Origin of the sequence: Saccharopolyspora oryzae, from assembly GCF_027853915.1 — a bacterium.
Taxonomy (GTDB): domain Bacteria; phylum Actinomycetota; class Actinomycetes; order Mycobacteriales; family Pseudonocardiaceae; genus Saccharopolyspora; species Saccharopolyspora oryzae.
This window is the reverse complement of the sequence record NZ_JAQGLA010000053.1, coordinates 36,884-50,315: the sequence shown is the minus strand read 5'-3', so window position 1 is coordinate 50,315 and position 13,432 is coordinate 36,884. Positions and strand designations below refer to the sequence as shown.

At 68.7% G+C, this 13,432-nt stretch carries 14 protein-coding genes; all 14 read right to left on the bottom strand.

What is annotated here, in order from left to right; translation table 11 throughout:
• Positions 1–16 precede the first annotated feature (16 nt).
• Entirely contained in the window at positions 17–922 is a 906-nt protein-coding gene (locus OU415_RS25595) for an alpha/beta hydrolase (RefSeq protein WP_270951753.1), read from the bottom strand.
• A gap of 429 nt (positions 923–1,351) precedes the next feature.
• Positions 1,352–1,717: a hypothetical protein gene (locus OU415_RS25590; protein WP_270951752.1), complete on the bottom strand. Its 366-nt coding sequence runs from the start codon at positions 1,715–1,717 to the stop codon at positions 1,352–1,354.
• 58 nt (positions 1,718–1,775) lie between these two features.
• The gene (locus OU415_RS25585) at positions 1,776–2,276 is read right to left on the bottom strand and encodes a TetR/AcrR family transcriptional regulator (protein ID WP_270951751.1); all 501 of its coding nucleotides are present in this window, start codon (positions 2,274–2,276) and stop codon (positions 1,776–1,778) included.
• Positions 2,277–2,419: 143 nt separating this feature from the next.
• Positions 2,420–3,181 (bottom strand): SDR family NAD(P)-dependent oxidoreductase, encoded by a 762-nt coding sequence (locus OU415_RS25580; RefSeq protein WP_270951750.1) that lies wholly within the window; start codon positions 3,179–3,181, stop codon positions 2,420–2,422.
• A gap of 16 nt (positions 3,182–3,197) precedes the next feature.
• The gene (locus tag OU415_RS25575) at positions 3,198–4,379 is read right to left on the bottom strand and encodes a thiolase family protein (protein ID WP_270951749.1); all 1,182 of its coding nucleotides are present in this window, start codon (positions 4,377–4,379) and stop codon (positions 3,198–3,200) included.
• 25 nt (positions 4,380–4,404) lie between these two features.
• Complete coding sequence (locus OU415_RS25570; RefSeq protein WP_270951748.1) at positions 4,405–5,145, bottom strand: SDR family NAD(P)-dependent oxidoreductase; 741 nt, start codon at positions 5,143–5,145, stop codon at positions 4,405–4,407.
• Positions 5,142–6,179: a phosphotransferase family protein gene (locus tag OU415_RS25565; RefSeq protein WP_270951747.1), complete on the bottom strand. Its 1,038-nt coding sequence runs from the start codon at positions 6,177–6,179 to the stop codon at positions 5,142–5,144. The genes OU415_RS25570 and OU415_RS25565 overlap by 4 nt, the downstream gene beginning before the upstream one ends.
• On the bottom strand, positions 6,176–7,381 hold the full coding sequence (locus OU415_RS25560; protein ID WP_270951746.1) for an acyl-CoA dehydrogenase family protein: 1,206 nt from the start codon (positions 7,379–7,381) through the stop codon (positions 6,176–6,178). The genes OU415_RS25565 and OU415_RS25560 overlap by 4 nt, the downstream gene beginning before the upstream one ends.
• Positions 7,382–7,424: 43 nt before the next feature.
• Positions 7,425–8,645, bottom strand: a complete 1,221-nt coding sequence (locus OU415_RS25555; RefSeq protein WP_270951745.1) for an NAD(P)/FAD-dependent oxidoreductase — start codon at positions 8,643–8,645, stop codon at positions 7,425–7,427.
• Positions 8,642–8,836, bottom strand: a complete 195-nt coding sequence (locus OU415_RS25550; RefSeq protein WP_270951744.1) for a ferredoxin — start codon at positions 8,834–8,836, stop codon at positions 8,642–8,644. The genes OU415_RS25555 and OU415_RS25550 overlap by 4 nt, the downstream gene beginning before the upstream one ends.
• An 81-nt stretch (positions 8,837–8,917) precedes the next feature.
• Positions 8,918–10,543 carry a pyruvate, phosphate dikinase gene (locus OU415_RS25545; RefSeq protein WP_270951743.1) on the bottom strand — a complete coding sequence of 542 codons (1,626 nt, stop codon included), beginning with the start codon at positions 10,541–10,543 and terminating at the stop codon, positions 8,918–8,920.
• Between the two features lie 11 nt (positions 10,544–10,554).
• Positions 10,555–11,214, bottom strand: a complete 660-nt coding sequence (locus OU415_RS25540; protein WP_270951742.1) for a MarR family winged helix-turn-helix transcriptional regulator — start codon at positions 11,212–11,214, stop codon at positions 10,555–10,557.
• 48 nt (positions 11,215–11,262) lie between these two features.
• Positions 11,263–11,865: a histidine phosphatase family protein gene (locus OU415_RS25535; RefSeq protein WP_270951741.1), complete on the bottom strand. Its 603-nt coding sequence runs from the start codon at positions 11,863–11,865 to the stop codon at positions 11,263–11,265.
• A complete protein-coding gene (locus OU415_RS25530; protein ID WP_270951740.1) occupies positions 11,865–13,400 on the bottom strand; it encodes an AMP-binding protein in 1,536 nt (511 codons plus the stop codon). The genes OU415_RS25535 and OU415_RS25530 overlap by 1 nt, the downstream gene beginning before the upstream one ends.
• Between the last annotated feature and the right edge of the window lie 32 nt (positions 13,401–13,432).

Below are 13,432 nucleotides of genomic sequence, written 5' to 3'. Positions count from 1 at the left end.
GTTTCGGACTGCTGCGTCAGAGGTTTTCCTTGAAGAAGGGCTCCAGCTTGGTGAAGGCCTGGTCGACGGCGTCCGGCTGGTCGTAGAGGTCGTAGTGGCTGGCGCCTTCGACGACGAAGATGTCCTTGTGCTCGGAGCGCGCCTTGTCGAAGAGCTCGAATCCGTCCCGGTAGGAGCCGAACGCGCCCGGCACGCTGCCCACGATGATCTGCAGCGGCTGGGTCAGCAGCTTGTCGGCCAAGTGGTAAGCGTCGAAGCCGAAGGCGGCTTCGAGCCCGGACAGGCGCAGCTTGTTCGGCGAGCCAGGGCTCTGAGCCCGCGGAGTGCGGTAGTAGTCGACGGCCTCGACGACATCGATGTCGGTGATCCCGGCCTGCTCCAGCTCTTCGGGGGAGTTGGGGCAGTAAGTGGTGAGCACCGGCTCGGTGCCGCGGGCTTCGGCGGTCCGCTGCTGCCCGATGGCCTCGAGCGCGGCCAGGCCGCCTTCGCGCACGAGCCGCCCGTAGTTGGCACCGACCACAGTGGCCAGTGCCTTGATCCGGTGGTCGGTCATGGTGGCGTTGGTCGCGTAGCCACCGCCGCCGCAGACTCCCAGCACACCGATGCGATCTGCGTCGATGTGGTCCAGGCTGACCAGGTAGTCGACCGCGCACCGGAAATCCTCGACCCGGGTGGCGGGGTCTTCGAGGTAGCGGGGTTCGCCGCCGCTCTCGCCCTGGTGGGAGGCGTCGAAGGTGAGGGTCACGTAGCCCAGCTCGGTGAGCCGCTGGGCGTAGATGTTGCCGGCGGTCTGCTCCTTGCAGCTGCTGATGGGGTGGGCGCAGATGATCGCCGGGTACTTCTCGGTCTTGTCGAAGCCTTCCGGGAATCGGAGGTCTGCTGCCACGTCCCAGGTCCGGTTCTTGAAGCGCACCGATTCCATGCTCTGTCTCCTGACGAGTTCTGCGGCCGTGCCAACGGCTCACGCTTTCAGCTGCACCCACACCGGTGAGCTCGAACGGAAGTAGCCGTGATCGGCTCGAAGTGTTGCCGTACCGGCTGTTCCGCCGGTGATGCAAAGACTCACACTTCGCCGGGGATCGCACAAACCGAAGTTTTCATCCCCTGATGCATTTATCCTGGGATGAATTCCTCCCACCCAGGACGACTGCACCACTCGGTACGCGCCGGATGCGGTCCGGAGGCAGAAGTTCTGCGCCTGCGGGTGCCGGGTTTCCCGGGTGGGGCTCTGCCCAGAGTCGAAGTACTGGGTCACGGCATCGATGGTCACCGTGCTGACGGCTTCCATGATCGGGGTTTCCGCGCGTAGGGCAGGGAGATGCAGCCCCGAGCTCCAGGATTCGAATGCCCTTCAGAGGCTGGTGCTGCATCCGTGACCTCGTTCCGCTGGGATGGCCGACTCGATCGAGGAAACAGTGTTTAACAGAAATTGAAACTCAATGCCCTGATTGTCGATCCATCGGGTTTGACGACGGCGCTGGGTGATCGCACGTGGTCGCGATTGATGTGGAGACTTCGCTCGTGCGGTCGACGCGGCGAGGTGCTCGATATCGCCGTCCTGTGAATCGTGCAGTTCCGGCACTACGGGATCGACCAGCGCGATGAGGTCGTTTGCACGGCGGACCGCGCCGGGCTGATGCACAAGCGCCCCGCCACCGAAACCGCCTCCTGATTCAGCGGTTCTCCTGATGGTGCCGGTCGCACGGGTAACCGGCACCGTCCAGCGAGTTCAACGAGGGCGTTGGCCTGGGCGGATGTCCGTCGACCTGCACTTCTTACTCAGGTGGAGCGGCGAACTGCGGGATCAGGCCACTTCGTGGTTGAATCGTGGGCGTGCTGCCCTCTTTCCTGCGAGCTGAGTCGGTCAGCGCGTTGCGGACGAAGCGTTCAATCGTCGCCGTGATGTCCTCAATGGAACCCTGGTGGGGGCTCCACCACTCCACTGCCCAGTTGACAGCCCCCAGCAGGAGCATCCTGGTGGCGCGCAGGTCGAGCTCCGGGTCGATCTCGCCTGCGTCAGCGGCTGCAGTGATCAAGCTGCGCCACATCTCGCCATGGGCGCGCTGTCCATCCAACTGCCGCGTCCGGATCTCAGGGGGCAGTTGGGTCATGGTGCGCATGGCGGCGGCGGTGTAGGCGGATTCCTTGAGGATCATCTCGAAATGAGCGGCGAATGCGGCGCAAACGCGATCCATCGCCGAGGCATCCGAGGGGAGCTCCATGACCGCAGGGCGGTGACCTGGTTCTTGCACGAAGGCATGCGCGATCGGATGCACGGCAGAAGCCCGGGGACACCCCACTTGCCTGCCGCTACACCTTGGCCCGACCGTTCTCTCGCCGAAAGAAGGCAGCGGAGGCCATCTGCGGGCTCAGGGGCACTAACGGTGTCGAGATTGATCAAGGCTTCTTCGGCGCGGAGTCAGCGCGGAGACATGCGGATCGCGCCGTCGAGACGGATGACCTCGCCGTTGAGCATGGGGTTCGCTGCGATGTGCTCGACGAGCGCCGCGTACTCGTCGGGGTCGCCGAGGCGGGACGGGTGGGGGACCTGAGATTCGAGCGAACGTCGGGAGTCGTCGGAGAGTCCGGTGAGGATGGGCGTTGCGAACATGCCGGGGGCGATGGTGACCACGCGGATCTGGCGGTTGGCGAGATCACGTGCGATGGGCAGTGTCATTCCCACGATTCCGCCTTTGGAAGCCGAGTAGGAGGCTTGGCCGATCTGGCCGTCGAAGGCCGCTACCGATGCGGTGTTGACGATCACCCCGCGTTCCTCCCCGCTGAGTTCGCCGTCGACCATGTGTGCTGCGGCGAGGCGGATCACGTTGAACGTCCCGATGAGGTTGACCTCCACGACCTTGCGGAAGCTTTCCAAGGACAGCGGGCCGTTCTTGCCGACGGTGCGACCGGGGTTCCCGATCCCGGCGCAGTTGACGACGATCCGAAGCGGTCCTCGTTCCGCCGCGAGCGCGACTGCGGCACCCACTTGTTCGGGACTCGTCACGTCGGCCGGAGCGAAAGTCGCTTTGTCTCCAATGGAATTGGCGGCTTCCTCTCCGGTGGCCGTCGGCAGGTCGAGGAGGGTGACCATCACGCCCGCGGCGGCCAACCGCCGGGCGGTTGCCAGACCGAGCCCAGAGGCCCCACCGGTGATCAGGGCAGAGGTTCCAGCGATGTGCATTCGGGGGCTCCGGTTGTTAAAGGCGTTCGATGATGGTGGCGTTGGCCATACCGCCGGCTTCGCACATGGTTTGCAGCCCGTAGCGGCCTCCGGTGGCTTGCAGGTGGTGCACCAGGGTGGTCAGCAGGCGGGTGCCGGAGGCGCCGAGGGGGTGTCCGAGGGCGATCGCGCCGCCGCGCGGGTTCAGACGTGCCGGGTCGGCGTCCAGTTCGCGTTGCCAGACCAGCGGGACCGGGGCGAACGCCTCGTTGACCTCGTAGGCGTCGATCTGGTCGAGGGAAAGTCCGGAACGTTCGAGGGCTCTCCGGGAGGCGGGGATGACGCCGGTCAGCATGAGGAGGGGATCACTGCCGGTGACCGCGAAGGTGTGGAACCGGGCGAGTGGGCGCAAGCCGAGGGCGTTCGCGCTCGCTTCGCTCATGATGAGCACGGCGGAGGCTCCGTCGGTCAGCGGGGAGGAGTTACCGGGGGTGATGCGCCAGTCGATCTCGGGAAAGCGCTCGCCGAGCTCCGGGTCGGTGAATGCCGGTTTGAGTGCGGCGAGTCCTTCGGCCGTCGTGCTCGCGCGGATCGTTTCGTCCTTCGTGACTGCTTGCGGCCCGCCGATGTCGACCGGGACGGTCTCGGCATCGAAACCGCCTGCAGCGGCGGTTTCCGCGGCTCGGGTGTGTGATCGGGCCGCGTATTCGTCCAATGTGGATCGATCGAGATCCCAGTGCGCGGCGATGATCTCCGCCGAGATGCCCTGGTTGACGAGCCCGTCGGGGAACCGCGCGGCCATCGCGGTGCCGTGCGGGTTCTTGCCAAGGGTGGTGCTGCCCATAGGCACTCGGCTCATCGACTCGACACCGCAGGCGATGGCGATGTCGTAAGCACCGGCCATGATGCCCTGGGCGGCGAAGTGCGCCGCCTGCTGGCTGGATCCGCATTGACGGTCGACGGTGGTAGCGGGAACGGTTTCGGGGAAGCCAGCGCCGAGCACGGCGGTCCGGGTGATGTTGAGGGCCTGTTCGCCCGCCTGGTCAACGCAGCCGCCGATCACGTCGTCGACGAGCGCCGGGTCCAAGTCGTTTCGTTCGAGCAGCGCACGCAGCACGTGCGAGAGGAGGTCGGCGGGGTGGATGCCGGACAGGGCACCGCCCGGCTTCCCCTTTCCCGATGGCGTGCGGAGCGCGTCCACGATCACGGCGTTGTTCATGTCTGCTGTTCCTCCTGGGGAGACGTCATGCGCGCCAGATCTGCTCGCCGGCGCGGGTCAGGACCATGTTGGGCACCACTGCACGGGCGGACAGGCGCGTGATGGCGAGGACGAGTTCGGCCACGTCCGCGGTGCTCAGCATCGATTCCTGGCCCAGCTCGTCGCGTTTCCACTCGGTCATGTCGGTGTCGACGTAGCCTGGGGAGATGGCGGTGGCGGTGACGCCGTGCACGGATTCCTCCAGGGTGACCGTTTCGCACAGCGAGATCAGGCCGGCTTTGCTGGCGCCATAAGCTGCGAGGCCCGGTTCACCGGCGACCCCGGTGATCGAAGCCAGCGCCACGATTTTGCCGCCGTGCGACGGATGCGCGGCCGCGGCTTTCCGCAGCATCGGCAGGCACTGCTGGATGAGCAGGAACTGCGCGCGCAGGTTGACGTTGAGCACCAGGTCGTAGGTCTTCATCTTCGTCTCGGCGACCGGGCCCGCCGAACCCACGCCGCCGTTGAGCACGAGCAGGTCGAGGGCCCCGAACCGCTCCTCGTGTGCGGCGGCGAGCTGCCGGACATCGTCCTCGGTCGCCAGGTTGCCGACCACCGGTGCGACCTCGGTCCCGGTCTCATCGGCGAGTTCGGACGCTGCGTGCAGCAGCGGTTCTTCCTTGCGAGCAGACAGGGTCAGGGCGTATCCCGCTGCTGCCAGCCGTTGTGCGATGCCGAGGCCGATTCCGCGAGAAGCGCCGGTGACGAGCGCCGTTCGTCGGCTCATTTGTCTGCTCCCAAGGTGTCGAGGCCGGCCTGCACGAGCGGCGGGACCGCGAGTCCCACGGTGTCGAAGCCGTCGCCGACGGTGCGGCCGGCGAGGTAGCGCTGGTGGATGCCTTCGGCGATGACGGCCATCTTGAAGTAGCCCAGGGCGCGGTAGAACGGCAGTTGGGACAGGTCGCGACCGCTGGCGTGGGCGTACCGCTCGGCGATCTCGGCGGTGGAGAGAAAACCGGAGTTGGCGCTGGGCACATGGCGGACGCCCAGCACGGGTTCGGTGACGGGATTCCAGTAGACCTGCAACAAGCCGAGGTCGGCCAGCGGGTCCCCGATGGTGGACATCTCCCAGTCGACGATCGCGGCGATCCGCCCGACGTCCTGCGCGTCGAGGATGGTGTTGTCGATCCGGTAGTCGCCGTGCACGACGGCGGCGCCCGACTGGTCGGGCACGGCTTGCTGGAGCCCGTCGTGCAGCACCTCCAGTGCGTTCAGCGACCGGGTGGCGACTCGGTCCCACTGGGCTCGCCATCGGCGGACCTGCCGGTTCAAATAGCCCTCCGGCCGACCGAAATCGGCCAGTCCGACCTCGGTGAAGGGCACTTCGTGCAGGGCTGCCAGGGTGTCGACGAGCGCGAGCGAACAACGCCGCGCGTCTTCGCGTGTGAGCTGCTCGGCTTCGTGCCCGTCCTGCAGCGTTCGTCCATCCACATAGGACACGACTGCGAAGGGCGCGCCGAGGACACCGGGGTCCTCGCACAGGGCGACCGCATCGGCGACGGGGACGCCGGTGCCTTGGAGGGCGGCCACGACGCGGAACTCCCGGGCCATGTCGTGGGCGGTGGGAGTCAACGGGCCCAGCGGAGGCCGGCGCAGCACCCAGCGATGGGTTCCGTCGGTGATGGCGTAGGTGAGGTTGGACTTGCCACCGGTGATGGGCCGGACCTCGAGTTGCCCAGCGGTGCCGGGGACGTGGGTGTCGAAAAACTTCTGCAGGGCGGGCAGGTCGATTCCGGGCGGTACCTCGGCCGGGGGTGTCAACGCGGGCCCTCCAGTCGTCGCTGCGCGTCGCGGACCACTCGCCGGGCGATGGACCACCGGTGCGTCTCCGACGGGCCGTCGTAGATCCGGAACGGGCGCACTTCCCGGTAGAGCCGGGACAGAGGAGCGTCACCGGAGATGCCGAGGGCACCGCACACCTGCAGGGCGCGGTCGACCACGCGGTTGACCGCTTCGGCCACGAACGTCTTGGTGATGGAGGTGATGCGTCCGGCAGGCGCTCCGGTGTCGAGGTCCCAGCAGGTCTTGAGGATAAGGGCGCGACTCGCCTCGATGTCGATCTCGTTGTCGGCCAGGAGTTGCTGCACCATGCCCAGATCGCCGAGCCGCCCGCCGAACGCGTGACGGGTCGCGGCGCGTTCGGCGGCGATGTCCGCCGCCCGTCGAGCCGTGCCCAGCCAGCGCATGCAGTGCGTGGTCCGAGCCGGTCCCAGGCGCACCTGTGCGTACTCGAATCCCTTGTCGACCTTACCGAGGACGGCGTCGGAGGAGACCTCGACGTCGTCGAAGACGAGTTCGGCGTGCCCGGCGAACATGCTCTCGTCGAGCGTCTCGATGTCCCGGACCCGGTTGAAGCCCGGTGTGCCCGCATCGACCAGGAACATGGTGGCCCCACCGCGGGAACCGGGCTCGCCGCTGGTGCGCGCCATGACGATGGCGAAACCGGCGTTGTTCGCCCCGGTGATGAACCACTTGCGCCCGTTGATCAACCATCCGGCGGAGGTGGGCCGTGCGGTGGTGGCCAGTGAGCTCGGGTCAGACCCGGCTCCTGGTGCGGGTTCGGTCATGGCGAAGCAGGACCGGGTCTCACCCGCGGCGAGCGGGCGCAGGTAGCGTTCCTTCTGCTGCGAAGTCGCGACCTGCTCCAACAGGTGCATGTTGCCCTCATCCGGCGCCGCGCAGTTCAACGCGAGCGGTCCGAACAGCGAGTAACCCGCGGCCTCGAACACCGGGGCGCGGTCCCGCATGTCCAATCCCAGCCCGCCGAACTCGGCGCTGACGTGGGGGCTGAAGACCTGGGCCGCACGAGCGGCGTCCTGCAGCTCCCGCCGGAGTTCATCAGGAGCGTCGTGGGCCGAACCCCGGTGGCGCAGTTCCAGGGGCAACACCACATCGCGGACCACGTCCTCGGTTCGCTGGACGATTCCCGCAACGGTGGAATCGACGTCGAACTGCACAGGCACGACAACTGCTCCTCTGCTTGGAAACACGACGAATGCGGCGGTTTCAGCGATGCCCGGCTGGTTTCTTCGCGCGAGCGGCGGCGAAGTCGAGGGCATCGGCCCAGCTCGCCCGGCGGGTGAGCAGACCGCGGTACTTCATGATCACTGCCTGGCCGTTGAGGGTGAGCACGCCCGTCAGACGGTCGCCCCGGCGGTACAGCGCGACGAACCGATCGCCGTCCGCGGCCCCGGAGACGATCCGCACCTCATCGGCGCCCGGGGTGCCCACGAACTGGATGCGGTGCTCGTACCAGTCGGACCAGAAGTAGGGGACCGTCGAGTACGGCTTGGCCGCTTCGGGGGCGAGTGCGTTGCGGGCGGCCGCGGCGCCCTGTTCGGCGGCAGCGGTCCAGTGCTCGATGCGCATGACCTCGTCGAACAGCGGGTTGTGCCAGCGCGTGACGTCGCCGGCTGCGTGCACGCCTCTGGTGGCTGACAGGGTCGCGTCGCACACGATGCCGTTGTCGATGCGCAGACCCGAGTCCCGCAGCCACGAGGTCGCCGGGTCGGCCCCGATGCCCGCCACGACCAGGTCGGCGTCGATGGCGGTGCCGTCCGTCAGGTGGACCCGCCGGACGTGACCGCGTTCGGACTCGATCCGTTCGACCGCGACTCCGCACCTCAGGTCGGTTCCGGCGCGGTGGTGCAGGCCCGCGATCGCCTCGCCCATCTCCGCGCCGATCGCTCGCACCAGCGGTGTCGGTGCCGCCTCCACGATCGTCACCGGGAGCCCGCGCTTGCGCGCTCCGGAGGCGACCTCCGAACCGATGAAGCCGCAGCCGACCACCACCGTCCGGGCCCCGGAGTCGAGAGCGGCCCGTACTGCGATGGCGTCGTCGAGGGTGCGCAGGGTGTGCACTCCAGCGACGCCGTCCGCGCCCGGAAGGCGCCGAGCCGCCGCGCCCGTGGCGATGACGAGCGCGTCGTAGGGGAGGGTCCGGCCGTCGACGCGCACGATGCGCTGTGCCGGGTCGAGCTGGTCCGCGGGCGCCCCGAGCCGCAGCTCGACCTCGAGTTCCGCGCGGAGGTGGTGCTCCTCCCGGAAGGAAACTCCTGGCGGTTCGGCGACGTCGAGGTAGGCCTTGGACAGCGGTGGCCGGTCGTAGGGCAGGTGCTCTTCGGCACCGATCAGCGTGATCGGCCCGTCGAAGCCCGCGGACCGCGCGGCTTCGACGGCGCGGAGGCCGGCCAGCGAGGCGCCGACGACGACCAGGCCGCCGGTCATTCCGCCACCAGCCGCAGCGCTTCGGTCGGGCAGCCCTCCACTGCGGCCCGGACCTCTTCGATCACGTCATCACCCGGTGTCTCGGTGAGGAGGACGAGCTCCCCTTCTTCGCTGACTTCGAACACGTTCGGCGCCATCGCCTCGCAAACGCCGAGGGCGGTGCACTTGCTGCGGTCGACAGTTACCTTCATGGCCAGTTCTCCTGGGTGTGCTTCGGTGAAAAGGTCCGGAAACGCGTTGGTGGAACCTCGCGGCACGCCGGGCGGGCTGTGCTACTCCGGCGGTCGCACGTCGATCTCGCGCGCCCACTGCTCGAGGACGCCCAGCTCGGGAAGTTCAGCGTCGAGTAGCGCTGCGTCATCACGGCGGTCGTCGGTGCTGCTTTCGAGACGTCCCGACCAGACGGCGCCCGTGGTTCCGTCAATGGTGATCTCGTCGCCGGCGCGGATGACCGGGCCGTCCAAACCCACCGAGACGGTCTCCCCGTCGAACCGCAGCGCTTCGGCCCCCACCACGGCGGGAATGCCCCAGCCCCGCGCCACCACAGCGGCGTGGCTCACCAGACCACCGCGGCCGGTGAGGATTCCGGCTGCGACGGACATCCCGGCGACGTCCTCGGGGCTGGTCTCGGGCCGGACGAGGATGACCGGCCGGTCCGCGGCCAATGCCGCGTCCACGTCCAGGACGGCGGAGCCGCAGACCCGCCCCGGGGAGGCGCCCAGCCCCGTCGTCAGCGCTGCCACCCCGGTGTCCTGGTGCTCGGCGGATCCGAGGACCTCGGCACGTGCCTTGTCGCGGACCTCCTGCGGGACCCGGGCCACCGCCTCAGCCGGGGTGAGGGCGATGTCCGGATCCTCCGCGAGCGCAACGGCGGTGCGAACGGCGGCGACGGCGCCGCGTTTGCCCACCCGGGTCTGCAACACCCACAGGCGGCCGGCCTCCACCGTGAACTCGACGTCGCACAAGTCCCGGTAGTGCAGTTCGAGGGCGCGCAGATGACGGCGCAATTCGGCGGCGACATCGGGGAGTTGCTCGGCCAGCGCCGTCACCGGCTGGGTGTGAGCGCTGCCGGAGACGACATCCTCGCCTTGGGCTCCGGGCAGGTAGTCGCCGTAGGGGCCATCGCGCCCCGTCGACGGATCGCGGGTGAACACGACCCCGGTGCCGGACCGGTCGTCGCGGTTGCCGAACACCATCGCCTGCACGTTGACAGCGGTGCCCAAATCGTCGGGCACGTTCTCGCGCTCGCGGTAGGCCCGGGCGCGCGGGCTCTGCCACGACCGGAACACCGCTTCGATCGCCGCGCGCAGCTGGTCTGCCGGGTTGGTCGGCACCGGTCGTCCGGCGACCTCCGCGATGCGCTCCCGCAACCGGGCAACCTCGGCCAGGGGATCTGCTGGTGTCGCGGTCAGGTCGAGGCGGTCGTCGGGCACCCCGAGGACTGTGGTGGCGAACATCCGCAGGAACCGCCGGTAGCTGTCCCAGGCGAACTCGGGGCTTCCGGAGACCTTCGCAAGTCCATCGACGGTCTCGTCGTTGAGGCCGAGGTTGAGCACCGTGTCGAGCATTCCGGGCATCGAGCGGGGGGCTCCGCTGCGCACTGCGAGCAGCAGCGGATCGGCCGGATCGCCGAGCTTGCGGCCCACCTGCGCCTCCAGGCGTTCGCAGTGGGCGCGGACCGCGCTGTCCAGCGACTGCGGCCATCCCGATCGCAGGTGCTCCCGGCAGACATCGACGGTGAGGGTGAATCCGGGTGGTACTGGAAGCCCCAGCACGGACGTCATCTCGGCCAGTCCCGCACCTTTTCCGCCGAGCAGGTCGGTGAGCTCACGCGGTGGTCGTGCGTGCGGGTGGTCGAAAGCGTAGGCCGGATCGGAGGAATTGCTGTTCTTGGTCACGGGATTCCGCCTCAGTGTCCGTCGTTCGCGGAGCGCTGCCTGCCGAGCGTGCTCATGAGGTCCTGGTGCAGCGCCATCCACGTGTCGTGGTAGCTGTCGGCCATAGGGGAGGTGAAGGCGCGCGCTTCGCCGTTGCTGATGCGACGCCAGGCGTTCTCCAGACGTGGCGGGTACCACCCGTATCGCGGCACCGCACGCGCAAGTTCGGTGGTCAGGCGGACAGCGGCGGGGTGCAGCTCGGCCAGCCGGTCGACGATCTGGCGGTCGTAGCCGGGATCGCCGTGGTCGTTCGGGGCGCCGTCGCGGACCTGCCAGTCGGTGCAGAGCTGTTTGAACGGCCCATTCAGCTCGACGAAGGTCGCATCAGCCGCTTCGACGGCAGACCGGCCCCCGAGGCGTTCGAGTTCCGCGGCCAACTCCTCAGCGTGCCAGGCACGACCGGCGGCGGTGAGCGCGTGCCCGGCGATCCGCCCGTCCCGGCGCACGCACAGCTCGGCTTCGGTGGCGGCGTCGAGTTCGGCCTCGACGGTACCGACGTCGAGGCCGGTGAAACCGGCGACCGCGGTCGGCGAGGCGAAGCCCGCGATGCGCAGCACGTGCAGGCAATGCAGCCGCATCGTCTCGGCGGTCGTCACGGGATTCGTCGGTACCGCGGTGTTGGGTGCGCTCATCGGAAACCTCCTCGTTGAGATCCGGCAAGGTGCCGCTCGTTCGCGTCGTCAGGGGGACCAGTGCAGGTGCGTGGTCTCGTTCGCAGTTCGCAGCATGCGGTACCCGTCCCCGGCGGCGACGACTCGGCTGACCGAGGTGTAGTCGGGTGTGAAGAACATGGGCTCCGCCGTGCCGAGGACGTGCGCGAGGTAGGCGTTGATCACGCCGCTGTGGCAGACGATCGCGACCGTTTGGTGGGAGCTCGTGGCGGCGACGCGCTCGATCGACTCGACGACGCGGCGCCGGAATCCGTCCATGTCGAACTCGTAGCCGTGCCAGCGTCCTTGGAGCAGCTCCTCCCACTGGCGTCGCCGGTCGCCGCGGTACTCCTCGGCGGGGATGTAGATCGGGGCTCCGTGGTCGAACTCGACGATGCCGTCGTCCTCGACCACGGATACCCCCAGCTTCTTCGCCAGCGGAGTGGCGGTTTCGCGCGCCCTGTTCATGGGGCTGCTGTGGACGGCGTGGATCTCGCGGGCTCCGGGGCGGGTGAGGAACTCCGCCAGTTGTTCGGCCTGCAGCGCACCTTCCGGGGTGAGCCCGGGGTCGACCCCGCCGGAGGCGGCTTCGGCGCGCACCGGCCGTCCGTGCCGGATGAGCAGCAGCTGCATCAGCTCGTCGTCCTTTCGGTCGGGGCAGGAGACGGCCAGTACGCGGACCGCAGCGGTGCGGCGAGGATCTTGCCCGTCTCGGTCCGGGGGAGGCGGTCGGTGAAATCCACCGAACGGGGGCATTTGAAGTGCGAGAGCCGTGCGCGGCAGTACTCGATCAGCTCCCGTTCGAGCTCCGGTCCGGCCGAAGCGGCGTCGCGAGGTTCGACGACCGCTTTGACCTGCTCGCCGAACTCCGCATCGGGCACGCCCAGGACGGCGACGTCGCGGACCGCCGGATGCGGCGCCAGCACGTCCTCGATCTCGCGGGGGTAGACGTTCACCCCACCGGTGATGATCGTCTGGCCCACACGCCCGGTCAGGTGGAGGAAGCCATCGTCGTCGAGCGAACCGAGGTCGCCCATCTGGCCCTCGGCCCCGTTGCGCACGAACCAGACGCGGCCGGTCTCCCCGGCGGGCAGCGCGGTGCCGTTCTCGTCGCGGATCTCGACGTGGCCGGACACCGGTCTGCCCACCGAGCCGGGGTGGGCCAGCCATTCTTCCGGGCCGATGGTGGTGTGGCCGTGCCCTTCCGACGCGCCGTAGTACTCGTAGAGCACGGGGCCCCACCAGTCGAGCATCGCGCGCTTGACCTCCGGTGGGCAGGGCGCTCCGGCGTGCACCGCGACGCGGTGGGTGCTCAGGTCGAACGCGTCGCGGACCTCGGGATCGAGCCGCAGCAGGCGGACGAACATGGTCGGCACCCACTGGCTGTGCGTCACCCGGTGGCGTTCGATGGCGGCCAAGGATTCCCGCGCGTCGAACCGCTCCATCATCACGACCGTGCCGCCCAGCTGGTGCACCGTCTGCATGAACGCGAACGGCGCTGCGTGGTAGGCGGGCCCCGTCGAAAGGTAGACCAGCGAATCCCCGGGTTCGACGTCGAAGCGGAGCCGGGTGAGCAGCGGACCGAGCCGGACCGGCACAGCACTCGGGTGCACGCCGGGCAGCGGTTGCCGGAAGGGCTTGGGACGCCCCGTGGTGCCGGAGCTGAACAGCAGGCGGGAGCCCGCGATGTCCTCCGCGGTTGGATCCGGATCCGCGTCTGCCAGCGTTGCGTCGTAGTCGATGGGCGCGGTTCCCGCGCCGTCGTTGGCCTGCGGGGAATCCGACCTGCTGACGACGAGCCACGCAGGAGCGGTTCCGGCCTGCTCCGCGGCCTCTTCGATCGCGTTGAACAAACGGGAGGACGTGATCACCGCTACCGGTGCCGCGTCTTCCAGCAAGGGGACCAGCTCGGCCGCGGTCAGGTGCCAGTTCACCGGCGCGACGTACAGGCCGCTGCGCAGGCAGGCCCAGATGATCTCGGCCCACCGCACGTCGTTCTCCAGGCAGACGAGCACGACGTCACCGGTGCTGGCTCCGGCCCGCCGGAGCCATGCGGCCAGGCGCGCGCTGTTGTCGTCGAGCTCGCGATAGCTGCGGCTCGCACCGCTGCCGGCCATGACGATCGCCGGGCGATCCGGCGCGACCGCTGCGTGCTGAGTTGGGTACATGGATACCTCGGACTCCATCGGCCTTCGATGTG

Excerpts from the sequence above, each read along its gene's own strand:
- OU415_RS25595 (WP_270951753.1), bottom strand. The coding sequence starts at position 922 with ATGGAATCGGTGCGCTTCAAGAACCGGACCTGGGACGTGGCAGCAGAC.
- OU415_RS25580 (WP_270951750.1), bottom strand. The coding sequence starts at position 3,181 with ATGCACATCGCTGGAACCTCTGCCCTGATCACCGGTGGGGCCTCTGGG.
- OU415_RS25575 (WP_270951749.1), bottom strand. The coding sequence starts at position 4,379 with ATGAACAACGCCGTGATCGTGGACGCGCTCCGCACGCCATCGGGAAAG.
- OU415_RS25570 (WP_270951748.1), bottom strand. The coding sequence starts at position 5,145 with ATGAGCCGACGAACGGCGCTCGTCACCGGCGCTTCTCGCGGAATCGGC.
- OU415_RS25555 (WP_270951745.1), bottom strand. The coding sequence starts at position 8,645 with ATGACCGGCGGCCTGGTCGTCGTCGGCGCCTCGCTGGCCGGCCTCCGC.
- OU415_RS25550 (WP_270951744.1), bottom strand. The coding sequence starts at position 8,836 with ATGAAGGTAACTGTCGACCGCAGCAAGTGCACCGCCCTCGGCGTTTGC.
- OU415_RS25540 (WP_270951742.1), bottom strand. The coding sequence starts at position 11,214 with ATGAGCGCACCCAACACCGCGGTACCGACGAATCCCGTGACGACCGCC.
- OU415_RS25535 (WP_270951741.1), bottom strand. The coding sequence starts at position 11,865 with ATGCAGCTGCTGCTCATCCGGCACGGACGGCCGGTGCGCGCCGAAGCC.
- OU415_RS25530 (WP_270951740.1), bottom strand. The coding sequence starts at position 13,400 with ATGTACCCAACTCAGCACGCAGCGGTCGCGCCGGATCGCCCGGCGATC.